This is a genomic window from Synechococcus sp. PROS-7-1 (genome assembly GCF_014279795.1).
In the GTDB taxonomy this organism is placed as follows: Bacteria; Cyanobacteriota; Cyanobacteriia; order PCC-6307; family Cyanobiaceae; genus Synechococcus_C.
The window spans coordinates 2357184-2379785 of record NZ_CP047945.1 but is presented as its reverse complement, the minus strand read 5'-3'; the positions used below and the strand labels follow the sequence as shown (position 1 = coordinate 2379785).

The window sequence follows — 22602 nt, the reverse complement described above, 5'->3', positions numbered from 1 at the left end:
TTCGCTCAAAGGTTTGATGAGACTTCTTGACTCTATGGTGTTGATTCGTGATCTTGCGTGCGCATGTGTCAGTTTTGTTGATGTGTCAGGGTCACTGCTCAATTTGGACTGTTCTCTCCAGCCTTGTTTTGTCTACTCCTAGGCTCCTGATTGTTCGTTTTTCGTGAGTCGGTTATAGCCTTCTCGACGTCAATCCTCTGATGATGTCTTTCTTTGTTGGTTAGGTGGGTTGAGATGTGCTCGTTTGGTGTAGGCGTTGCAATTGGCGACTGGCTTTGGCAATGCAGAAATGGATCCCACCCAGCTCTCTTGTTGTTTGCTCGAGCCGCTCTGTTTCGTGGTCATGCACTGCTTCGATGCCGCTGAGTAGCAACCCGATCACCCGGTTGCCCCTTCGGCAGCGTTCACTCACCAAGGCCAGCATCTCGACGGCCAGGTCGCTGTCGAACAGCATCGCCTGCAGGAGGTCTTCCCCTGACAGGGCGAGGAGTTCGGCGGCACCATCCACGACGCGAAAGTCGGCATAGTGCTGGCCATTGGCGAAGAAGCCCACCTCACCTAGTAACTCCACAGCTTCCACTACAGCCAGGGTGTGGCGTTCGCTGCCTTGATGCACATCCACAGCCACCTTGCCACTGGTGAGCAGCATCAGGGTGTCCACCGGATCCCCCTGGCGAAACAGCACATCGCCTTCTTTGGCAGTGATTGGTTTGGGATTGAGTTCCTGCTGGTGGGCTTCCAGGAGCAGTTTCAAGCGTTCGCGGAACGCTTGCAGCTGCGGTTCATCACCCCACATGAATGGATCACGGCTTCTTTCTTGATACTCCTTGGGAGCTGGCCATGCACCTCCGCTTCAAGTGCTGGTTTGCGTAGGAAGCTTGAGCTCCTGGCGCCAATCGGCCAGCGGCCGATCCCAGCCATCTTCAAGTTTCCGCGCAATCACCAGGTCTGCATCCAGGCCCATCTGAAAGCCCTGGGCCAACGCCCGCAGCATGGGCGCCAGTGGCTCGTCGTTCTGCAGGGCTGAGAGCATCCCCCCGAAGATCAGCATCACGGCCAGTGGTGAGCGGTTCTGCGCGAGGTTGAATCCCTGGAGCCCCAGTTCACTGGCGCCATCAATGCCAAAACCGGTCAGCACATGCACGATGTCGTGGGTTTCCTTGAGTCGGTGAACGACGAATTCTTGGGGGCTGGTGACTGGAGAGGGATCGATCAAGCTGTCGGGGGTGATGCCCTGGCTGATCAGTTGATCGGCGTACACCCGACCCAAGCTGCCCTCGGGCAGTTCTTGCAACTGCTCGAGGTTGATCGGTGCAGGCCGCCAGCCTTCGTCGACCAGTGATCGGAATTGGTGGTCCTCCAGCAGGTGCTCCACCATTTGTTTGCCGAGTGGGCTGTCCTTGAGGCTGGCACCTACAGCAAAAACGCTCTCCAGCGAACCGGGATTTTTCAGGAAGGTAGCAAGTCCTGCAAGCAGTTTCAGGCTCTGGAGACGTTCCTGCAGTTTGATGCGCATCAGAGAAAGGCTGATCCTTGCAGTTTGGTTGGTTTGTTGTGTCCGTCAGTCAGCACTTGGACTGTTTATAGGAATTGAGGAATCGTGACTTCATTGCCATCGGATCCAGCCCCTCGTCCTGAACAGGAGACCTCAGACGAGGATCGGGTTTGGAAACGTACGGCTTGTGACAGGCTCCCGCCCGTGAAGCCGCCGGTGTAATAGGAAAAATCAGGATTGCCACTGAAGGCACGGCACACGTAGGTGAGCAGAGGAGGTTCGGGCTCCGGCTCCGGCTCTGGTTCGGGTTCGGGCTCTGGTTCGGGCTCTGGAGTGTCGTCACCTTTTTCTTCGTCGTCTTCCTTCTCTTCGTTGTCTTCTTCAATTACTTCTTCTTCTTCTTCTTCTTCAATCACTTCTTCTTCTTCTGGCTCAACTTTGGCTTCTTCTCTTGGCAACTTATCGGCAGGCACCACTAAGTTGTTGGCTCCTCTCAGCCTTGGGTAGGGAGTGCGGGCGGCGATCAGCCAGTCGGAACCGAGAATCCCAAGCAGTTCCCGTTCGGGAAGCCCGTACATCTGCTGATAAACAAGGTTGATGACGTGGCTTTCAGGCAGAAGGTTTTGGCCGCTCATGGTGTCGATCACCAGCTGAGAAAAGCGCTCCTTGCTCATCGTGTCTTTGCTGATCAAGGCACCGTCTTGACTGAAGCTGGCTTCCTCTCCGGCTTTCAGGCGTACCACTGGTTCAGCCTGGCTCGTCAGACTCTCGAGTGGGGAGGTTGGCGTCGCCACGACCCCATCCACCGCTGCTCCGTTACGGGCCAGTGCCAGCTGCATCGGTCTGCCGGTGTTGAAGTCGCCGGCCTGCCATGGCAAGGGGGAGGCAGGACCTTGCGCAGAAAGGTTGGGGTCACTCACAAAACCACCATTCGTCGCGAAGCGGTAGCTGATTTGGCCTCCGACCACGGTGTCCAGAAGGTCGTCGTATTGCCCGTAGGCAGAGAGGGTGAGCTGGTTGCTCACGGGGACGGTCACCCCAACACGCCCACCGCCAAACGAATCGCCAATGCCGTGGATGACATAGGGAGAGAGGGACAGAGTGATGGATTGGTCACCAACATCAGCCAGCGGAATGCCCAGCTGACCAATGGCATAACCAAGATTGTTGAGGCATCCATCCAGAGGAACACCACCCGTGGCACCCAACTGCCAACGGCCTTTTTGCCAGAGTCCGCCCACAGCAAGCTGGGAGTGGAAGCAACCGGAAATATCCCAGCCGTCGTAACCGATCAGCAGCGAACTGATGCTGCGATCGTCGGGGTTGAACCACTTGTACCCAAGTTCGGTGCTCGCTCCCCAAGCGCCATCGAAATTCGTGTTGCCCGTTGAATAGCTGTAGAGAAGGCTGCTACCCAAACTCTGGCTGAGAGGCAGAAAAAAGGACGCATCGCCAAGAATCAGGCCAGCAGCTTCGCCCAATGTTTCGCCTGATGCGTTGCTGCCCCAGGCACTGGATCCAATGCCGATGACAGGATTGAGCGTTGGATACAGGGAGAGGATGTCTGGCTCTTCAATGGTGGTCGGTTGAGCCTGTGTTTCATCGGCAACAGTGGCTTCGCCGCTCAGAACCGCCAGGTCATACCCACCGTCGTCGCGCACACTCAGCACATACGTTGTGCCGCGAATGCCGAGAACCTTGCTTCCCAGGCAACTGTTTTGAGGCCCGTTGACCAAGACCTGACCGCGATCGAGCCGGAAGCAGTCTTCCCCCAACCGAATCAGGCTGTTGTTTCCGAGAAATCCCAGCGCCCGTCGATCGAACAGGACTTCAGCCCGGCTTTGACCTGTACTCAGTTCTTGGCCGCGATCAGCGGTTTGATTGACGGCAGCTTCCCGCTTGTCGATGAACACTTCCCGGCCATCGATGATGCGGCGGATGGTGGCGTTGTTGAACGGAGCAGCGTTTGCTTCGGGGATGACCAGCGCTGCCGCAAAAGCCATTAACAGCAGCTTCTTTAACACCAGCGTCCCGAATCACGATTGGTCATTTCTTAGTCATGAACGCGTCATCGTTCGTTCTGATCAGTGTCACTTCGCAGTGCGAACACCCTCTGCAGTCCCTGGCCTCGGATCTGGAATGTTCCGAGGTCCTGCGTGCAGAGTTCGCTGGGGAGCATCTGAGCGACGGCTTCGCTCATCACGATCGACGCTTTGCACTGTTTGGCCACGGCCTCCAGGCGGCTCGCGGTGTTCACCGCATCGCCGATCACGGTGTAATCCATGCGGTTGCTGCAGCCGATATTGCCGCTCACGACCCAGCCATAGCTGAGTACGACTACTTGCTCCCAGGCAGGTTGCCCTTCGGCTGTCCATTCCTTGTTGAGCCTGGCCAGGCGTTCCTGTAGGGAGAGAGCAGCGCGGATGGCGGCCCGTGCGTTGATTGGCGCTTCCCGTGGCAGAGGTGCGCCGAACACAGCCAACACCGCATCGCCGATGAATTTGTCCACCGTGCCCTCCTCGGCATGCACGGCATCCACAACCTCGCCGAAATAGCGATTCAGGCGTTCCACAAGCTCTTTGACCCGTCCTTGGTCAGTCATGGTTTGGGTAAAAGCGGTGAATCCCCGGATATCACTCATCAGCACCACAACATCCACCAAACGCCCGCCGAGAAGGCCATCGGCTTCCTCCGGCTGATCCGCGATCTCTGCAGCCACAGCAGGGGAGAGGTAGCGACCCAAGGTGCGGCGCAGGCGTCGGCGCTGCCATTGCAGATGCACGGTGGCCTCCCCACTGCTCAAGAACCCCGTGAGCGCAATGCCAGCGGCGAGGCCGACAACGGGCAACTGCAGACCTGCCCAGACAATGAGTGCAGCGCTCACTGCCGTTAACAGCCCTGCAGCGCCGAGCAGATAGCCCATTCTCGGCAGCGGTCGATCCCAGCGAGCTGCCCCTAAACCAACGGCGATGACAACGGCTGCTAAGACCCAGTTCCATCCGGGCGGTGCGCTGATGGAACGCAGCGATCGACCGTCGAGGCGATTGGCAAGTTCGGTGGCATGCAGCTCCACCCCAGGCATTCCTTCAGCTCCTGCGAACACCGCCGGATGCAGGTCTTGAAAGACGGCCGCGGTGGGGCCCACCAGCACGATGGCCTCCTTCAACAGTCCTGATGCCTTGACGCTCTCGAAGGCAGTGGGTTCCAGAAGGTCCCAGATCGAGATGGTCTTGATTGTGCGGGGCGGTCCGTAGGGATCCAGCAGGGTTGTCCCGCTGCTGCTCAGATTCGCATCGCTATCCACTCGCTTTAAGAGCGCGTTGGCGAGACCATCCGGAACGGATGTCCCTAGTTGACGCCGAAAGAACGGCACTGCATTGCCGGGAAGACGTCGGATCACCCCATCGCTGTCAGGTTCTCCATTCAGCAGGCCCCGATGCAAAGGCGGCGATAACCGACTGAGTGACGGTGCCAGGTCGAGAAACGACATCCCCGCTACCGGTCCTCGGGTGGAGAGCACCTGGGTCCCCAGCACCACACGCTGCTGCTGGCGTTGGAGAGCGTCCGCGAACACCTGATCGTCGTCGGGGCCATAACTGCTGGGTGCTTCAAACAGGAGATCGAATCCCACAGCGTCTGCGCCGGATTCGATCAAACGCTCCAAAACCGTGCCGTGCACCCGTCGAGGCCAGGGCCACTGGGACAGGGATCTGAGCAATGGGTCGTCGCTCAGATCGGCATTGTCGGCCTGTTGCAGGCTGAAATCATCGATCGCCACGATCACGACCCGGTCAGGACTCGTTCGTCGCCCCCGCAGTTCCTGCACCCAGCCGGCGAAGCGAAGGTTGAGCAGATGAAGAGTCGTGGCGTTCAGCGAAGCCACGATGGCAACGACACCCCCGAGCGTCAGCACGAGGGTATGGCGGCGAAACCATCCCAGAGGCCCCGCCATGGTCAGGCTGTCTCCGCGTCCCGCCCTAACGCGTCGAGCAGTCCGGCAGCGCGATGCATCGCGGGGTCAGTCGTGGATGAGAGTTTCTGGCAGCACCGGCGCAGTGTGGGTTGATCTCTCGCCAGAACGGCTGCGAGTGCTTCAAGCATCAGGGCGAGCTGTCCACTGGTCCGCCGGCACCGGGCACTGCTCAATGCCAGCAACTCCATCACAAGATCGCTGTCGTAGAGGGCGGCTTGTAGCAGATGGTCGGTCTGAATAGCCAGCAGCTCGGCTGGCCCGCGGCTCACGCTAACGGTGGCGCTGTGGTGAGGGTCACCAATCAACGTCATCTCGCCCAATAGCTCGCCCGCACCGGCTGTGGCGATCAGTTGCGCTGCTTCCCCGGCTTCCTTGCGGTGGATGCAAACCTCCCCCGCTTCAATCAACAGCACCCGTTCGGCGGGGGCATCTTGTTCCAGAACGACGGCTCCCACTGGTGGGGTGATGCGTTCGTGGGGCAGGGTCTGCAGGTGGGTGGCGATCAGCATGCGTAGGCGTCCCTTCACATGACTGTCTCGAGTGTGGTCGCTCTCCATGGAGCCACGGGGAGGCGTTCATTGCATGCTGGCTGCACTTGGGCAAACGGTCACGTTGCCTTGGTGGAGCGTCATGTTCTGACGTTGTCCAGCCGTGAGCATCGGTTTCAATCTGCTGCTTGGCTGGGCCGCATGGCACATGCACGCCATCATCGATTGCGAGAGCCAGCATTCGCTGATTCATGTCACCGCTTACGCCTGAGGATCTCGGGGCCATGCCCCTGTTCTCCGATCTCAACGAGGATCAGCGGATCCTTCTTCTTGATCGTCATCGTGAAACAACCCACCAGCTCGATCAGGTGATCGTGATGGAGCAGGACTGGGGTGAATCTCTCTTTCTGATTAAGGATGGCCTGGCCAAGGTGCGGACCTACACAGCTGATGGCGATGAAGTGATCATGTCGCTGCTCGGGCCTGGCGACGTGTTCGGAGAGATGTCGGCTCTGGACGGGGCCTCTCGGTCTGCGGATGTTGTGGCGTTGACTCCTCTGCATCTGATCAAGATGCGTTCGGCTCCTTTCGCCTCTCTGCTGGGGCGGGAAGCGCGCTTTGCACTTGCACTGGCGCGGCTTGAAGCTGGGCGTTTGCGGGATCTCAACCAGCGCTTCGCCTTGCAGAGCGCTGATGCCACTACCCGATTACTCGATGCTCTTGCCTATCTGGCACGTAAAAGCTCAGGTGGGCAAGACCTCTCCGTTGAGCTCCCACCCCTGGCGCAGAAGGAAATCGCCCTAATGGCAGGTCTGGCGCGGGAGACGGCTTCACGCACGTTGAGCAAACTCCGAACCCGAGGAACGATCGCTGAAAGCGGAGGCCGCTTGAGGATTGTGGATGACCAACCGCTGATTAAGCGGGGATTGCTACCGGGCTGAGCCGGGGAGCAACGGGTCAGCCCTGGAGATAGGTGGCCTGCTGAAGACTGCTAGCCACGTGACTGATCAGCAGTCTGGCGTCGTTGACCGACAGCCGCTGTTCGCGGATGGCCTCCTCACTGGCCAGGCGGAGGCGTTCGAGCATCAGATCAGGATCGTGCTCCATCGCTTCGAGCACATCGGAATTGGTGTCGCCGCGCACCACGTGGTCGAGCAGATAGCCACCGCCTGGGGCCAGGCGGATGTGCACAGCATTGGTGCTCCCGAACAGGTTGTGCAGGTTGCCCATCACCTCCTGGTAAGCACCGGCCAGAAACAAACCAATGAGGTAAGGCTGATCCGGCTGGGGGCTGTGCAGTTCCAGCAAGGGTTTGCTTTGCCCGCCTTGAATGAAGCGAGCCAACTTGCCATCGGAGTCACAGGTGAGATCAGCAATGCTTCCGAGCTGGTTGGGCTGTTCATCGAGGCGATGAATCGGCATCACGGGAAACAGCTGATCGATCGCCCAGGTGTCGGGTGCCGATCGAAACACTGAAAAATTGCCGTAGTAGGTGCTAGCCAGGCTGGCGCGCAGGTTGCGCAGCTCCTCGGGGCTGCTGTCATCCGCTGGCAACAGGCGACTGATGCGCCGCGCACAGGCCCAGGCCAGTTGCTCGGCCCGCGCCCGCTCCGGAAGGCTCAGGTATCCCAGGCGGAACGCGCTCAGTGCATCGCCTTTGAATTTGAGAACGTCGTTCCAGGCTTCCTGCAGGTTCGCGGTGGTGATGCCATCAAAGGTTTCATGCAGGTTGCGCAGGATCAGCGGATCGTCGTCCATCGGTTCCGGCCGCTCATCCGGTGCGGCACCGGTGCCGAGGATGTCGAACACCAACACGCTGAAATGGCTGGCCAGGGCGCGACCGCTTTCGCTCACGAGCGTGGGCACGGGAACACCGCTGGGTTCACAGCATTCCTTCACGGTGGCCACCACGTCGTTGGCGTAGTTCTGAAGCGAGTAATTGGTGGAGGCGGCGGTGGCGCTGCGGCTGCCGTCGTAGTCGACCCCCAGGCCACCACCCACGTCGAGGAAGCCCATGGGAGCACCCAACCGGTGCAGTTCGCCGTAAATCTGTCCCGCCTCCTGCAGGGCATCTTTCAGCACGGCGATGTCATTGATCTGGCTGCCGATGTGGAAGTGCAGCAAGCGCAGTTCCTTCAGAAGCCCCGCGTTGCGGAGTGCCTCGGTGGTATCGAGCAGTTCGGGGATGGAGAGCCCAAATTTGGCGCGGTCTCCCACGGAGCTGCCCCAGCGGCCCGTACTACGGGTGGAGAGGCGTGCCCGAATTCCAATCATCGGTGCTGCACCCAGGTGATCGCTCGCCCGGATGATCCGCTCCACCTCGTCGGGTTGTTCGATCACCACCACGGGCTGACGCCCGAGTTTGCGCGCCAGGATGGCCGTTTCCAGGTACCGCTGATCCTTGTAGCCATTGCAGATCAGCAGAGCGTCCGGATCGTTCAGCAGTGAGAGGGCAATGAGCAGTTCCGCCTTGCTCCCTGCCTCCAGACCGAAGTGCCAGCGCTGGCCGCTTTCCACGATGCGTTCCACCACGTGGCGCTGCTGGTTGCACTTCACAGGGAACACGCCCTGATAGCGGCCCGCATAGCCGTAGTGCGCGATCGCACGGTCGAAGGCTGCATGCAACCGCTCGAGGCGATCTTCAAGGATGTCGTCGAAGCGGATCAGCAGTGGAAGGCCGAGATCCCTGGCCTGCAGGCCCTCAACGAGTTCGATCAGGTCGATGCTGCCGCCCCGCTCGCCCTGGGGTTGCACGGTGATATGACCGCGGGAGTTGGTCGAGAAGTAAGGATCGCCCCACCGATCCAGTCCGTAGAGATCGGCACCGTCCTGCACGGTCCATGGTCCAGCGGTGCTGGTGTGGGCCATCAGTGTCAAACGGTGCTCTCCAGGCTCTGTGCCGCGAATCTAGGCAGGGTTCATCGCTTCAACAGCTCGGCGCAGTCCGCTTGCTTGCCAAGCGGGCCGGCTGCCACGGACGATGGCGACGGTTTTTTGTTTTTCCATGGCCTCGGAACGCACCTTCATCGCCATCAAGCCCGACGGGGTTCAGCGCGGTCTCATCGGCGAGATCCTTGGGCGTTTCGAGCGCAAGGGCTTCAAGCTTGTGGGCCTCAAGCAGCTCACCCCCAGCCGTGAACTGGCGGAGCAGCACTACGGCGTTCATAAGGAGCGTCCGTTCTTCGCTGGATTGGTCGACTTCATCACCTCTGGGCCTGTGGTGGCCATGGTGTGGGAAGGCGACGGTGTGATCGCCAGCGCCCGCAAGCTCATCGGCGCCACCAAGCCTCTGGAGGCAGAACCCGGCACCATTCGCGGCGATCTGGCGATCAACATCGGCCGCAACGTGATTCACGGCTCTGATGCGCCTGAAACGGCTCAGTTCGAGATCGGTCTCTGGTTCCAGGCGTCTGAGCTGAGCGACTGGACTCCGTCTGATCAGGGATGGCGCACCGAAGGTTGAGTCATCAGCCTTCGCCATGTCTTCTCCCTAAGTGCAACGCATCATGAGAGGACTCGGCAAGCTCGCGTTTTGAGTGATGCTCATTCCCACGCGCTGCAGCCCTGGCTGAAGCGCGTGGCGATCACCTGGGTGAATCATGCCGGCGCTCCCTTGGTGAAGGTGGTGCCCCGCCGCCATCTCGACACGGCCGCCGATCTGGGTGTGGGGTTTTCGCCAGTGGCCGATGCCTTCCGGGTGGATGGATGCATCGCTGCTGCGCATCGTTGCGCGCGACCGGATGAAGACCTGCGTCTCCATGCTGTGGTGGAGGCGCTGGTTCCGCTCGAGCCCGATCGCGGCTGGGCCTGGGCCCCTGGGGAGCGGCGTTGGCGCGATGGACGGGCCTACGAGGCCGATCAGCGCAGTTTCTGCCGGCTGCAACAGGATCGTTTCCAGCAGCAAGGGCTGACGCTGCAAGCGGGCTTCGAGCTCGAGTGGATGGTGCTGGCAGCCGATAGAGGAGCCCAGGGGTCTCCCGCATTTCCCGGCGGGCCCTATGGGGCTGATCGCTTGGTGGAAGGTCTCGACTACGCCTCTGAGGTCTGTGACGCCCTGGATGCCGCTGGCCTGGACTGGTTGCAGTTTCACCCCGAATACGGCGCGTCCCAGTTCGAGTTGTCTTTGGCCCATGGGTCGGCTGTGGAAGCCGCCGATCGCCTGGTTTTGGCTCGCCTGGTGATTCAGCGCGTGAGCCGGCGATTGGGGTTGCGTTGCAGCTTCACGCCCAAGCTCACCACGGATCAGGTCGGCAACGGCGGTCATGTGCACTTCAGCCTTCTCCGGCATGGTCAGCCCGTGCTGCAGGGAGGCGATGGCCCAGGTGGCGTGTTGCCGGAGGGTGCGGCGCTGATTGCCGGTGTGCTGCATCATCTGCCGGCGTTGCTGCCGATCGCCTGTCCGCTCTCGGCCTCCTACGCCCGTCTGGCGCCCAGCTCCTGGTCGGCGCCCTATCAGGTGTGGGGAATTGAAAACCGTGAGGCGGCCTTGCGTTTGGTCCCAACTTCTGTCGATCAAGTGCCCGCCCACCTCGAACTGAAAGTTGCCGATCTGGGGGCCAATCCCTATCTGTTGCTTGGATCGTTGCAGGTGTTGGCGCTGGCAGCTCTCAGCGACGTCGTGCCCCTGCCGGCGCCGGTGCGCGGTGATCCGGCGCGCGCGGACGGCAGCACAGCGGCCCATGCCCGTCTGCCCCAGTCCTTGGCGGAAGGGCGCACAGCCTTGGCATCCGATGCAGTGCTGTCGGCGGCGATGGGGGAGCTGCTGCATGGGAGCGTGCTCGACAGCATCGATGCCGAGATCGACCGTTGTGCGGGTTGGCCCGCGGATCAAGTGATCGCCAGCACCCGTTGGTGGCCGCTGGTGGGAGACCTCAGCTGATGTCGGTGTCAAAGCGCTGCCATTGGAAACAGGGCAGCAAGCGGTCGAGGTCATCGCGGGCATGGCCCTGGCTTACGCAGTCCGCAATGGCCTCGGCTGTGGCTGCAGCCATCAGCACCCCGTTGCGGTGATGGCCGCAGGCCAGCCAAAGGCCAGAGAAGGGGCCTCGGCCAAGCAAGGGCCCCTCGTCCGGCGTGCAGGGCCGGAATCCCCACCAGCGTTCCATCGGGGGCCAGCCCGAGGCTTCCGGAAGCAGCGAGGCAATGCCCTGCTTGAGAGTGCTTTGCCCTTGTGGGGTGAGGCCCTCGGCAAAGCCCGCGTCCCGCTCCGATGTGGCGCCCACCACCACAAGGCCGTCTTCTCTGGGCACTAGGTAAGTGCCAGGTCCGAAGATCACGCGTTTGAGAGCGCCCCGGGGAGCCTGGAGGGAGAGCATCTGCCCTTTCACGGGAAAAATTGGCAGCTGAGGCAGGAGCTGGCTGCTCCAGGCTCCGGAGCAAAGCACAGCGATGGCACTGTTTCGTTCCGTAACCGTACCCTCGGCGTTACGGATGCGTGCTGTAATCCGTTGGTTGCCGCTTTGCAGCAGGTCCAGCACTTCCACGCCTTCAAGAAATTGCACCCCCCGTTCCACGCAGGCGCTTTCCAAGGAGCGCATCAACTGGCGGCGGTTGTCGATCTGTCCGTCCTGCTCGAACAGCAGACCGGCCTGCCAGGTTGTGGCGATGCCGGGTACTTCCCGTTCCAGTTGCTGGCGGTTCAGGGCTGTTCCGAAGGATGCCGTGGGGTAGCGATCCCGCTGTTCACTGGTGCTGAAGGGCACCACAATGCCTGTGGACCGCAGCCCGCAGGGCAGGCCGCTGTCGGCCTCGATCTGGGCGACCCAGCTCGGCACCCGCTCCAGGCTCAGTTGACCGAAGCGCAGCTGGTCACCGCTCAGGCCTTCAGCGTGGGGAGCCAGCATGCCTGCCGCCACGAACCCTGCGGCCTCACCGCGCCGCCGGCTAATCACGCACACAGGATGGTCACGCCGGGCCAGCTGATGGGCGATGGCCAGCCCCATCAATCCGCCACCAAGGATCAACGCGGCGTCAGTGGCGGGTGGGCGCAAGGCGGTCATGGCTGATGGGGGCTGCGGTTCGCGGTCTTTCCATAGGATTGCCCTGCTCTGAACGTTCCACACAGCGGATGGCGGCACCTGCAGCAACAGATCAGGCCTGGGAAGCGGTGATCGGTCTCGAGACCCACGTTCAGCTGGGCACCAACAGCAAGATTTTCACGGCTGCATCCACGGCGTTCGGGGATGACCCCAACACCCACATCGACCCTGTGGTGTGCGGGCTGCCGGGAACGCTTCCTGTTCTCAATCAGAAGGTGCTGGAGTACGCCGTCAAAGCGGCGATGGCACTCAATCTGAACATTGCCGAACACAGCAAGTTCGATCGCAAACAATATTTCTACCCCGACCTGCCCAAGAACTATCAGATCTCCCAGTACGACGAACCGATCGCAGAGGACGGCTGGATCGAAGTGGAGGTGGCCGAGAAGGGGAAAGACACCTATCTGAAAACCATCGGGATCGAGCGCCTTCACATGGAGGAGGACGCCGGCAAGTTGGTGCATGCCGGCAGCGATCGTTTGGCTGGCTCCACCCATTCGTTGGTGGATTACAACCGCGCCGGTGTTGCCCTTGCGGAGATTGTGAGCAAGCCGGATCTGCGCACGGGCCGGGAAGCGGCGGAATACGCCTCGGAAATCCGTCGCATCATGCGCTACTTGGGCGTTAGCGACGGAAACATGCAGGAGGGTTCACTCCGCTGTGACGTGAACATCTCCGTGCGCCGAGGGCCGGAGGCGCCGTTCGGCACCAAGGTGGAGATCAAGAACATGAACTCGTTCTCGGCCATTCAGAAGGCCTGCGAGTACGAAATCCAGCGCCAGATCAAGGCCTACGAAACCGGTGAGCCCATCGTTCAAGAAACGCGGCTCTGGGATGAGAGCAAGCAGCTCACCAAGAGCATGCGCAGCAAGGAGGGGGCCAGTGATTACCGCTATTTCCCAGATCCGGATCTCGGGCCGATCGAGGTGAGTGCTGATCAGCGGGAGTCCTGGCGGGCTGAGTTGCCGGAGCTGCCGGCTGCCAAGCGCCACCGCTATGCCGAAACTCTGGGGCTGTCCCAATACGACGCCCGGGTGCTCACCGATGAGAAGCTGATGGCCGACTACTTCGAGGCTGTGGTGGCGGCAGGTGCCGACGCCAAGCTTGCGGCCAACTGGATCACGGGCGATATCGCCGCCTATGTGAACAGCAACCGGCTCAGTTACGCCAACCTGCCCTTCCGCCCCGAACAGCTGGCTGAGATGGTGCAGTTGATCGACGGCGGCAAGATCAGCGGCAAGATCGCCAAGGAGATCCTGCCCGAACTGCTGGAGAACGGCGGCTCACCCAAGGCGATCGTGGATGAACGCGGCCTCGGCATGATCAGCGACCCGGCTGCGATTGAGGCCATCGTTGATGAGCTTCTGGGCGCCCATCCCGATGAGGTGGAGGCGTTCCGCGGCGGTAAGACCAAACTGCAGGGCTTCTTCGTTGGCCAGCTGATGAAGAAAACCGGCGGCAAGGCCGACCCCAAGCTCGCCAACCAGATCCTGAGCAAGAAGCTCAAAGGGGCCTGATCCCGTCAGTTCTGACGGGACTCCACCACTGAACGGCCGTCTGGGGCAATCACCACCACGGTGGTGATTGTGGGCTGTTCGCCGCTCTGCTCCCAGCCAGGGGGGCCTCCGGGAATGGTGAACACAATGCCGGCACTGTCCGAGCGAGTGATGCAGGGATTGTTCATGGCGCTGGCGAACATGCAGCTGCCCGGGCGGTATTGGCCCAACCCACCGTTGAGGGCGACAGCCGTGTTGCGCGCCAGGTTGATGGCCCGTCGGCCGGCCAGTGGGTCGGTTGCAGCCTGCTGGGGAGAGGATGTGGAAGGGGCCGTGGGCGTACTTCCGCTGTCGGTCTGCTTCGACCGACAGCTCACTGTGGGGGTGCTGATGTCGATCTCACTGATGGCGACTTGCTCACCGGTGCTGCGGTCGAAGCATGCATAGGTGCTGGCTTCCGCTGCTGGATTGAAGATCATCATGCTGCTGCTCATCAAAAGCAGAGCTCCAGCTCTTGGCGAGACGGGCCCCATGGGGAGAAAGCAATTGGAGAGAGGCATCATCGTTGCTTGGTCATGGTTTGTCTGGTGCTGGGGCAGAGCTTTCTGCCATGGGAAAGCCCCCGCTTTGCGGGGGCTGCTTTGGAGCTTGGATGCAGTGAGCAGGCTCGGTTGATCAGCGGCTCCAGCTGCTGTTGCCGAGGGAGCCTGTGTGACTCATCCGCACCAGCTTGGATCCGTTGACGACCTTGAAAGTGAGACGCCCCGAATTCTGGGTCTGACTGCTGGCGGTGTCCTGCCAGAAGCCACTCACAGTGTTGCCTTGGCGCTGACCGATGAAGATGTTTTTGAAATTGCCTCCTCGGCCGCTCCAGGAGACGATTGATCCTGTCTGGCGAACCACATACGTTCCGCCGTTGTTGCCCCGCCAGGTTCCGTTGAGGTTGCGCGCATCGTTGCAGTCGGGTCGGCTGCTGATGGATGCGGGTTTTTGTGTGGGTGTCCAGGAGGTGTTGAAGCCAGGGTTGCCGCCGACTTTGACGAGTCGATTGCGTTCGATGCGCAGCTTGAGGCTGCCGGTGCTGTTGTTGCAGTAGTTCTTCCAGGACGCATTGATGATGTTTCCCTGGATGGTGCCGGTGATCAGGTTGAAGGGTTTGCCATTGAGGAAGCCTTTCATCTGGAAGTTGTTGCCGCTGCGCTGAGCGGAATAGACACCTTTGTTGTTGCCTTTGAGCCAGCCATTGAGGTTGACCTGCTGCTGATTGGATGGCGGAGTGCTGTTCGATCCAGACCCAGATCCAGCGCTCACACGGATCATTCGGTACTGCAATGCCTTCGGCACATTGCCTCCAGCGGTAGAGGCATTGGCGTGCAGCATGTTGTTGGATCGTTGAATGACCCACTGCCTGTTGGAGAGGGATTGCAGTTGCAGGGTGTTGCCCACCTTGTTGGCCACAAACAAGCGGTTGCGGCTGTTGGTGTTGCAGCCCCTTTTCAGTTTGAGCGCCTTGTTATTGGCAACGCTCACCCAGCGATTGGGGTCCTGTGTGCTGCGCAGGGCATAGGTTCCCCCATTCAATCCATTGCGATTGCCGAGGTCGTAGATGTCAAAGGTTTCCCAGCTTTTGTTGCCACCGATGCGGCTGCTGGTGGCACCGACGGCGGAATCGGCTCCAATGCCGGCACGGATGTACTTGTTATTCAGATTGGATTTCAGGGCGTAGCGGCCCAGCAGGGTGCCGCCTGAGCAGCGGGTCAGGGCTTCAGCAGGAGCTGGGCTGAGGGCGGTGAAGCCACTGAGGCCAGCGGCGGCAGTGAGGCTGAGGGCGAGGGCGGCTTTGCTGAATTGCATGGGTTTGAGGGTGTGAGGAGAATGACTGGCCTGTGAGATTTCCTTGGCCATGCACTTAGTTTTGTCGCTTGCTTTCGCTTCGCTGTTGACTTGCGTCGTCAGCGCTTGTGATCTTTGTCACAGTTGATTCTCGGTTAGTTGGCATGGAAAAGCCTCCCGTGGGTGCGGGAGGCTCGATGACGGATCACTGTGCGAAAGAGTGGGTTTGTAGTTGTAATTAGCGGAAGAGATCAGAGAGGCCTTCGACGAGAATTTTGCCGAGATGTTCGCCAACAGCGGAGCCGAGTTTTTCGCCTGTGGATTGTGAATCTTCCAGGTCAGCGACGTCATCTTCAAAGTCATCAGCTGTTGAGTCGTCAACAACTGAATCTTCAAAAAAGTCTGCGTCTGGGTCGTCCTCGGAGATGGTGTCGCTGATTTCGAGCACGTTGTCATCGCTGGGCCAATCGGGGTTGCTGGCGACCGTCCCACCTGGAACGGGTAAGCAGCTGACGGCTGGGCTGGTCATGTCGACGGCGCTGCGTGCGACGAGCTGGCTGGTGGTGCGATCGAAGCAGTCGAAGGCGATGGCCATGGCTTTCGACTGCGGAGCATGGGCGATGACGAGAGTGATGGAGCTGAAGGTGAGGGCGGAGAGAGCGGAGAGGGAGCGGTTCATGGTGTGGAGGAGTGAGGAAAGCTGGTGGCGGTGTGTGCGTTCCGCCGATGAACCCAAGATCACCGAGATTGTGAGTGGGGTTGATGAGCGAGATCGCAGCGTGCTGTGAGGTTGATCACAGTGTTCGAGACAGGCTTGGCTGCAGTGGTTCTGAGCGATCGGTGATGGGTGTGCGCCCATAAAAAAAGCCCCCATTGCGCGGGGGCTGGTGTGCGGTGTGGGCGGCGCTCAGCAGGCTGGAGTGATCGAGCGCGGTGTGCGGGTTGTGCGCTGGGAGACAGGCACTGCACCGTTGCCCTGGGTGGCGCTCAGCAACACATCGGTGGATCGGTAGAGAACGGTCTGGGCCATCCGATGGCTGTTGCAGCTATGGCGCCATTCCCCATCGAACTGTTCTTCGCGGTTTGATTGATCGCTCAAAGTTCCTTTGAATTCTCGGACGGGTCCAACAAGCTCTCCATTGCCCGTGTGGATGAACTGGATCATCCGCAATTTTGAACGATCCGAATTCTGCTGCACTTTGTACACATAGGTCTTTTGTCCGCGACGTCCAACCCAGGTCCCTGCGATGGCGAATTGAGAGCTCAGCGTGGCTTCCTGTCCAGACCCCTGCCCAGACCCCTGGCCCGCTCCCTGCCCGAGCTCCACCATCAGCAGTTCGGTGCGTCCGTTGGCATCGCGGTACTTGGCTACCAGCTTCTTGTCGTCGTCCACACCGATCCATCGGTTGTTTTTCAGCGACTTCAGTGAGAACTGCTGGGCGGAACCACTGGCTTTGAAGAGCTTGCTGGTGGTGGTCGACGTGCAGCGTCGGGCTTGGAGCTTCAGTTTGTTGTCATTGCGCTCGATTGTGGCCCAGCGGTTGGGGTCTTTGCTGCTGCGGAGGGCGTAAAGGAAGCCCTCGTTCACATTGCCGCCCACGACATACACATCAAAACTGCCCCAGCTGCCGGCACGAGGGGTTTGCCGTTCCTTGGCCTTGAGGCGTTTGTTGTTGCCGCGAGCCTCCAGAAAACGGTTGTTGTGCGTGGATTTGAGCGCGATGCGGCCCAGGCGGTCTCCTTGGTCGCAGGGGATGCCATTGCCGGCGATGGCAGGAGTCTCAGCGAACAGGCAGCCGGTGGTGATGGTGAGTGCTGTTGTGCCGAGGGCCAGGATCTGACGTTTGATGGAAGCCATGGGAAGGAGTTGAAACAGGCCCGGGTTGCTGTCGCTCCCGGTGATGCATGCACTGTCCTCAGCTCGCGTGCTGCAGCCCGTGACCTTGATCCCGAGGTGGTGTGATTGTGCTCACAGCAAGCTCAAAACCTGGGCTTGCCACGCATCCGGTTCGCCGCTGTTGTCGATGATCTGATCCGCCAGCAGGCATTTGCGTGCCAGCGGCCATTGCGCCTCGATGCGTTGATCGGCCTGCTGAGCCGAGAGCCTGTTGCGCTGAATCAGCCGTTGCTGTTGTTGCTCCTTGCTGCAGCGCACAACCCACACTTCCGTGCACAGGCTCTCCAGGCCGGATTCATAAAGCAGAGGAACCATCAGCACGACCGCTGGTGTGAGCTCCAGCTCGCCGAGAGCGGTGTCAAAGGCCTGCCGGACGAGGGGGTGGACCAGCCGTTCGAGCCATCGGCGCTCCACCGCATCGGCGAACACGATGTCGGCCAGGGCCGATCGATTTAGCTCCACCACGTCGGCTCGTGCCCCACGGGCAGCTACAGCGGGTCCGTACCGCGCCAGCACGGCTTGGCAGCCTGCACTGCCCGGGGCGAGGGCGTCCCGGGCATAGCGATCGGCATCCAGAACCGGGAGTCCGTGGTCGCTCAACCAGCGCCCCACGCTGCTTTTGCCCGATGCGATGCCGCCGGTGAGACCGATCCGGCGTTGGCTTGGCATGGTGCGGCGGCAGGATGCTTTCAGTGTCTCGCGTACAGCCGTGGTTGACGCCGCTCGCAGGGTTTCGTCCGACTGGTTGCCGGTGGCGGGGGGGGTGACCGCGCCGACAGGATTTCAGGCCTCAGGGATCACCGCTGGCCTGAAGGCTTCTGCCAAGCCTGATCTGGCCTTGGTGCTGGCCCCCGAGGGTGCGGTGTGCGCAGGGGCATTCACCCGGTCGGTGGTGCGTGCCGCCTGTGTGGATCTCTGCGCTGAACGACTGCAGGACGGGGGCGGTCAGGCGCGGGCGGTGCTGATCAATTCCGGTCAGGCCAACGCCTGCACAGGCGATCGCGGTTTGATCGACAGCCAGCGCGCCACCCAGGCGCTGGCGGATCGCCTGGGTGTGGATGGGGAGGCGGTGTTGATCTGTTCCACGGGGGTGATCGGTGTGCCGATCCCGATGGAGGTGCTGTTGGCAGGCCTGGATCCTCTGGTGGACGGGCTGAGCCCGGAGGGGGGATCCGCCGCAGCGCAGGCGATCCTCACCACGGATCTGGTGGAGAAGCAGATCGCCTTTGAGGCCGAACTCGCTGGCCGCACTGTGCGCATTGGTGGCATGGCCAAAGGATCAGGAATGATCCACCCCGATATGGCCACCATGCTCGGCACCATCAGTTGCGATGTGGCCGTCCCCCCTCTGACGTGGAAAGCCATGGTGCAGCGGGCGGTAGAACGCTCTTTCAACGCCATCACCGTCGATGGCGACACCAGCACGAACGACACCGTGCTGGCCTTCTGCGCCGGTGAGTCCCTGCCGGAGTTTTGTGAGGACAAGCTGGAGGAAGGACTCACTCTGGTGGCACAACATCTCGCTCGTGCGATCGCCCGCGATGGGGAAGGAGCCACCTGTCTGATCGAGGTTCAGGTGGAGGGAGCCTCCACTGAGGCCGGAGCCCTGCAGATGGCGCGCACGATCTGTGGCTCCTCGCTGGTGAAGACGGCCGTGCATGGTCGTGACCCCAACTGGGGCCGCATCGTGGCGGCGGCCGGTCGTTCCGGAGTGGCCTTTGAGGCTGACGCCGTTGCCCTCTGGATCGGGCCCTATCAACTGATGGCAGCGGGCCAACCCCTGGTGTTTGATCGCTCAGCTGCTTCGGCGTATCTCAGTGAGCGTGCCTATGGCCGCTACTTAGTGGATGATTCGGTCCAGATTCGTCTTGTCGTTGGTTCCGGGGCCGGAGAGGGCCTGGCCTGGGGATGTGACTTGTCCGACCAATACGTGCGCATCAACGCCGACTACACAACATAGGCAATAAGTTTAGTTGTTGCAGTCAATGTGAGAGGTCTTTTGATGCTGCTCACACCATGCTCACGCTAGACACGCAACGTAAATCGACATATATTGATTCTGTTGAGTCAAGTGATTTGCGTCCTTGTTCAACGCTCAAATTGAATAAACGCCACTGAAATCATTGCTCTGGCGAGAACAACCAATGTCTAAATGTTCCTTTCTCCAACGATTAAAAATGACTAACAACGAACTCACTACTTACTCTGTGTCTTGGCAGGTATTTGTTCTTCTTCCTGCCCGTATGAATGTCCAAGCGCCTGCTGGTCTTGATGAGCAAGATTTGATCCAATACATCCGTGAAAACTGTCTTGCTGATTTCAAGATTGATACGGACGAATTGGATTACGACAATGGTTTTGCTGATCTTGAAAACTACTTCGATGCTGAAGTTGTTGAAGAAGGTGAGGATGATGTTGCTTGACGAGTGCTGGTGACGCACTAATGCAGACCCTTCTGAGTGCTTGCTCTGTCGTCTGGGTTCTCTCAGATTAAAGACTGGGTTTCTCAGAAGGTATCTACTACTTTGAGTTGAGTCCTGAAAAATGAATACAGCAACCGTCAATCGCAGAATTAAGGATTATCTGCGGGACCTTGCTGATGAAGGAACCTTCCGTATGCGTAAGAAGACAGGGCATCCTGTCTGCGTTGCTTCCTATGGGGGTGAGCAGAGATCCTTTACCCTCTGCTCATCCCCTGGAAGGAACTATCAGAAGTATGTGATTTGGAATCTGAATCAGTTTGTGCGGTCTCTTCCTTTTGATGAGACGCCAAGGTTCTCTCTATATAAGTTCTTCGAGGACCTCTGACCCTCGTAAAACCCTGGTTCGGGGAGCAGGAGACAGACAGGTAATAACTCCCCTTCATTCTTTACTCAACAAGACACTCTGATGACCACGTGGTCAATGGGTTTGTGAAACCTCAAGCATTACGAGGGGGCAGGAACATCTCTGCCGCAACCTTCGCAGAAGCACCCGCCTTCTTGGACAAGGACTTATTCGCCCGTGCCTCTGCGAACGACTTAGCGACCTTCTTAGGGAGTGGGCAGGACCATCCATGCCCAGCAGCACGGTCCAACCTCTCCCAGCGATAGGTCGCATACCAATCAGCAACCGCTTCACCGTTCGGGAAGTTCTCAAGAGCGAGCAGGTACATGGAATTGCGGAACTCTTTGCAAGCAATGCACTTGAAGCAGTAACCCTCGCCGTTCTGATGCTTAAAGATGCTGCCAGTTACCTTTCGTGTTCTGTCTTTCGCTTTGCCACTGTGGTGACCATCACAATAAGGGCAGATGCAGCGATATGGGGTATTCACTCTTGGGGTGATCCCGAGACTGAATGGTGCCTGGGTCAAAAGCAACTCATCCAACTTGTAGATCCCTTGCAGTTGCTGAGGTGTATGGGAAACGTGATAAGTCATACAGAGCAGTATTTCTAACTTCTAGTTGATATATTGTAACACTAAGTTCTGCTAGTTGTCAAGCACTTTCCCAAGGGACTGTGGATGTTAGGTATCACCTATTTCACACAGTTCTTGACAAACTAGAGAAAATCGTGTATAAATATCGGTAAGACCGATGAAACACAACTTGTAGTTCTTTAGGGTATTTAGAGTTCTTCTGGGGCGCTCAAGGGTTCCGCGTAGCATTAAAAAAGTTTGATAAATAGTTCAGAGCATGTGCCCTTAGGCACTCAACACAGGACTGAAGGAAAGACTGAAATGAGAAATTCCACACTTTATGATCAAATTAAATGTGAAAAGAATGAGCACACCTTTGTGCCCAAGATGTCCCACAAGGTTCATCTGTCATTCAAGGAAGATGAACAAGACCTAATGCGAAAAGAGCAACGGGTCATGAAGCACTTTGGTCTTGGAAGGTCTGCTTCTTATAAAAGAATGCTTCAGATCGTTGATGAACTTATCTTCCCACAACAAAAACACAAGATCTAGAAAAAATGAATAATGCAGAACGTGAGAAGAAGGAACAGTTAATCAATCATCTAATCAAGAAGAGAGATAGGGTTGATAGAGACACTGCTGGCAGACCAACACCTGACAACAGAGACACTTACAACTACATCTGCGATGAGATCGCAAAACTCAAGATGGAACTGTTCCAGGTTGAGTACAAAGATTACGAGCAGAACCTAATCCACGTTCTTGGAATTGGAAGAGTAAGCAAATGAGTTACACATACAGTGATTTCATAAAGACCTTGTACAAGGCATACTTAGAGGATCGTGGGATCATCAAAACGCTTAGGGACAAGATCAAAGATGGTTCTTACATTCAAGATCTAGAGGATGACCCTGAGTTGCAAAATTGGGATCAGATCAATCCACGAGCGATTGACCCAAGAAAGCATGGTCGGTCAAGGTATTACCCCAATCCTCACAATCCGCAAGAAGGAATAAGGGTATTTGAAAGCAGAAAGCGTAAAGCAGTGAAAAAGGTTATGGAATGCTACGACAGGAAGAACAGAAATGGCACAAAGGAACATCCCTAAATCAATTGAAGACAGGATCAAAGTGATCCTCACGAAAACTGATTTTTACGACTTCTTTGGTTATCTAGATGCAGTCACTGCATCACATGAGAAGTTAGCAAAAGCGAATAAGAAGTTGCCACTATGATTACCTTTAAACAGTTCCTGGATCTATGTGAGGACTACAACCCAAATGCTGAGTTCGTGATCTTCAACAAGAAGACACGAGCAGTCCTTGGAACAGCAAGAGGATTTGATCAGGCAAAGACCAAGGCAACAAGCATCAGGAAGCAACGTGGTCTGAAGTTTGATGATGTCTCGTTCATGACCAGTAGGAGGTTCTACGGCGGTTCTACGGGGCGTCAAGGGGCATCTGGTGCCTCCACCACTCAAAGGGTTGGTCTTGGTGTCAGCAGGGACGCTAGGACCTTCACCAACGCCTATGGAAAGCGATACCCCGTGGAGTATTCCAGGACCTACAACCCATCAAAGCGAGGCAGGTTCAGAGGTTATACCGATGCCCAGGGCAATTACCATGATTTAGACTAGTAAAGTCCACTCGATGTGCATATGCCCAATTCTAGAACTGTACGCACGTTTTTTTGCATGGTCGCAGTCGGATCGTTTGTTTCTCAGGTAAAGGCGGAATATGTATGCCCTTCTAATCAGTCTCTTTCGTATTCAAAGAGTAACTTGATTCTCGGTAATAGGTCCTTCTACATTATTCCCTATAGCGGTGATCCAGATCAGATAAATATGCATAAGACCCTCCGCAATCTCGTCTACAATCGAAATATTAATTTTACCACTCCAGACATTGTCTGTGTTTTGAAAACTGCGAAATGGGATGCCTGGACTAATATCAATAATCCTAGTCTTAATCCGAGATTTTATGGAA

Annotated in this window: 20 protein-coding genes; 7 read left to right on the top strand and 13 right to left on the bottom strand. The window is 58.5% G+C overall.

The features are described from left to right. Window positions 1–220 precede the first annotated feature (220 nt). From SynPROS71_RS12925 to SynPROS71_RS12905, 5 genes are all read right to left on the bottom strand, one after another. Window positions 221–796 (bottom strand): cyclic nucleotide-binding domain-containing protein, encoded by a 576-nt coding sequence (locus tag SynPROS71_RS12925; RefSeq protein ID WP_186595592.1) that lies wholly within the window; start codon window positions 794–796, stop codon window positions 221–223. A 57-nt stretch (window positions 797–853) separates the two neighbouring features. After that, window positions 854–1516: a Coq4 family protein gene (locus SynPROS71_RS12920; RefSeq protein WP_186595590.1), complete on the bottom strand. Its 663-nt coding sequence runs from the start codon at window positions 1514–1516 to the stop codon at window positions 854–856. A 65-nt stretch (window positions 1517–1581) separates the two neighbouring features. Beyond that, window positions 1582–3498, bottom strand: a complete 1917-nt coding sequence (locus SynPROS71_RS12915; RefSeq protein WP_370586878.1) for a hypothetical protein — start codon at window positions 3496–3498, stop codon at window positions 1582–1584. 65 nt (window positions 3499–3563) lie between these two features. After that, window positions 3564–5447: a CHASE2 domain-containing protein gene (locus SynPROS71_RS12910; RefSeq protein ID WP_186595587.1), complete on the bottom strand. Its 1884-nt coding sequence runs from the start codon at window positions 5445–5447 to the stop codon at window positions 3564–3566. A 2-nt stretch (window positions 5448–5449) separates the two neighbouring features. After that, a complete protein-coding gene (locus SynPROS71_RS12905) occupies window positions 5450–6025 on the bottom strand; it encodes a cyclic nucleotide-binding domain-containing protein (RefSeq protein ID WP_186595585.1) in 576 nt (191 codons plus the stop codon). Window positions 6026–6207: 182 nt separating this feature from the next. Between SynPROS71_RS12905 and SynPROS71_RS12900 the strand changes: the two genes are divergently transcribed. Then, window positions 6208–6897 carry a Crp/Fnr family transcriptional regulator gene (locus SynPROS71_RS12900; protein ID WP_186595583.1) on the top strand — a complete coding sequence of 230 codons (690 nt, stop codon included), beginning with the start codon at window positions 6208–6210 and terminating at the stop codon, window positions 6895–6897. A gap of 16 nt (window positions 6898–6913) precedes the next feature. Here the strand turns inward: SynPROS71_RS12900 and speA are convergent, their stop codons facing one another. Then, on the bottom strand, window positions 6914–8824 hold the full coding sequence (gene speA / locus SynPROS71_RS12895) for a biosynthetic arginine decarboxylase (protein WP_186595581.1): 1911 nt from the start codon (window positions 8822–8824) through the stop codon (window positions 6914–6916). Between the two features lie 136 nt (window positions 8825–8960). Here speA and ndk point away from each other — a divergent pair, with 136 nt between their 5' ends. Both ndk and SynPROS71_RS12885 read left to right on the top strand, forming a co-directional pair. Beyond that, window positions 8961–9419 (top strand): nucleoside-diphosphate kinase, encoded by a 459-nt coding sequence (ndk, locus tag SynPROS71_RS12890; RefSeq protein WP_006042870.1) that lies wholly within the window; start codon window positions 8961–8963, stop codon window positions 9417–9419. 114 nt (window positions 9420–9533) lie between these two features. Continuing rightward, window positions 9534–10835 carry a glutamine synthetase family protein gene (locus tag SynPROS71_RS12885; RefSeq protein WP_255442204.1) on the top strand — a complete coding sequence of 434 codons (1302 nt, stop codon included), beginning with the start codon at window positions 9534–9536 and terminating at the stop codon, window positions 10833–10835. Here SynPROS71_RS12885 and SynPROS71_RS12880 read toward each other — a convergent pair. Continuing rightward, a complete protein-coding gene (locus SynPROS71_RS12880) occupies window positions 10828–11955 on the bottom strand; it encodes an FAD-dependent oxidoreductase (protein WP_186595577.1) in 1128 nt (375 codons plus the stop codon). The two genes, SynPROS71_RS12885 and SynPROS71_RS12880, sit on opposite strands and share 8 nt — an antisense overlap. Before the next feature lie 68 nt (window positions 11956–12023). On the opposite strand from SynPROS71_RS12880, the gene gatB reads away from it, so the two are divergent. Next, a complete protein-coding gene (gene gatB / locus SynPROS71_RS12875; RefSeq protein WP_186595575.1) occupies window positions 12024–13511 on the top strand; it encodes an Asp-tRNA(Asn)/Glu-tRNA(Gln) amidotransferase subunit GatB in 1488 nt (495 codons plus the stop codon). Between the two features lie 5 nt (window positions 13512–13516). Here the strand turns inward: gatB and SynPROS71_RS12870 are convergent, their stop codons facing one another. From SynPROS71_RS12870 to coaE, 5 genes are all read right to left on the bottom strand, one after another. Then, a complete protein-coding gene (locus SynPROS71_RS12870; RefSeq protein WP_255442202.1) occupies window positions 13517–13984 on the bottom strand; it encodes a hypothetical protein in 468 nt (155 codons plus the stop codon). A 181-nt stretch (window positions 13985–14165) separates the two neighbouring features. Beyond that, entirely contained in the window at window positions 14166–15344 is a 1179-nt protein-coding gene (locus tag SynPROS71_RS12865) for a hypothetical protein (RefSeq protein ID WP_255442200.1), read from the bottom strand. Window positions 15345–15561: 217 nt separating this feature from the next. Further along, window positions 15562–16002 (bottom strand): hypothetical protein, encoded by a 441-nt coding sequence (locus SynPROS71_RS12860; protein WP_186595571.1) that lies wholly within the window; start codon window positions 16000–16002, stop codon window positions 15562–15564. A gap of 228 nt (window positions 16003–16230) precedes the next feature. Beyond that, window positions 16231–17181, bottom strand: a complete 951-nt coding sequence (locus SynPROS71_RS12855) for a hypothetical protein (protein WP_186595569.1) — start codon at window positions 17179–17181, stop codon at window positions 16231–16233. A gap of 111 nt (window positions 17182–17292) precedes the next feature. Next, window positions 17293–17889, bottom strand: a complete 597-nt coding sequence (coaE, locus tag SynPROS71_RS12850; protein WP_186595567.1) for a dephospho-CoA kinase — start codon at window positions 17887–17889, stop codon at window positions 17293–17295. On the opposite strand from coaE, the gene argJ reads away from it, so the two are divergent. Beyond that, on the top strand, window positions 17888–19180 hold the full coding sequence (argJ, locus tag SynPROS71_RS12845; RefSeq protein ID WP_186595565.1) for a bifunctional glutamate N-acetyltransferase/amino-acid acetyltransferase ArgJ: 1293 nt from the start codon (window positions 17888–17890) through the stop codon (window positions 19178–19180). The two genes, coaE and argJ, sit on opposite strands and share 2 nt — an antisense overlap. Window positions 19181–19397: 217 nt before the next feature. Continuing rightward, window positions 19398–19643, top strand: a complete 246-nt coding sequence (locus SynPROS71_RS12840; protein WP_186595563.1) for a hypothetical protein — start codon at window positions 19398–19400, stop codon at window positions 19641–19643. Between the two features lie 497 nt (window positions 19644–20140). Here SynPROS71_RS12840 and SynPROS71_RS12835 read toward each other — a convergent pair whose 3' ends face one another. Continuing rightward, complete coding sequence (locus SynPROS71_RS12835) at window positions 20141–20587, bottom strand: hypothetical protein (protein ID WP_186595561.1); 447 nt, start codon at window positions 20585–20587, stop codon at window positions 20141–20143. Window positions 20588–21174: 587 nt separating this feature from the next. Between SynPROS71_RS12835 and SynPROS71_RS12830 the strand changes: the two genes are divergently transcribed. Then, window positions 21175–21405, top strand: a complete 231-nt coding sequence (locus SynPROS71_RS12830; RefSeq protein ID WP_186595559.1) for a hypothetical protein — start codon at window positions 21175–21177, stop codon at window positions 21403–21405. Window positions 21406–22602: the final 1197 nt, after the last annotated feature.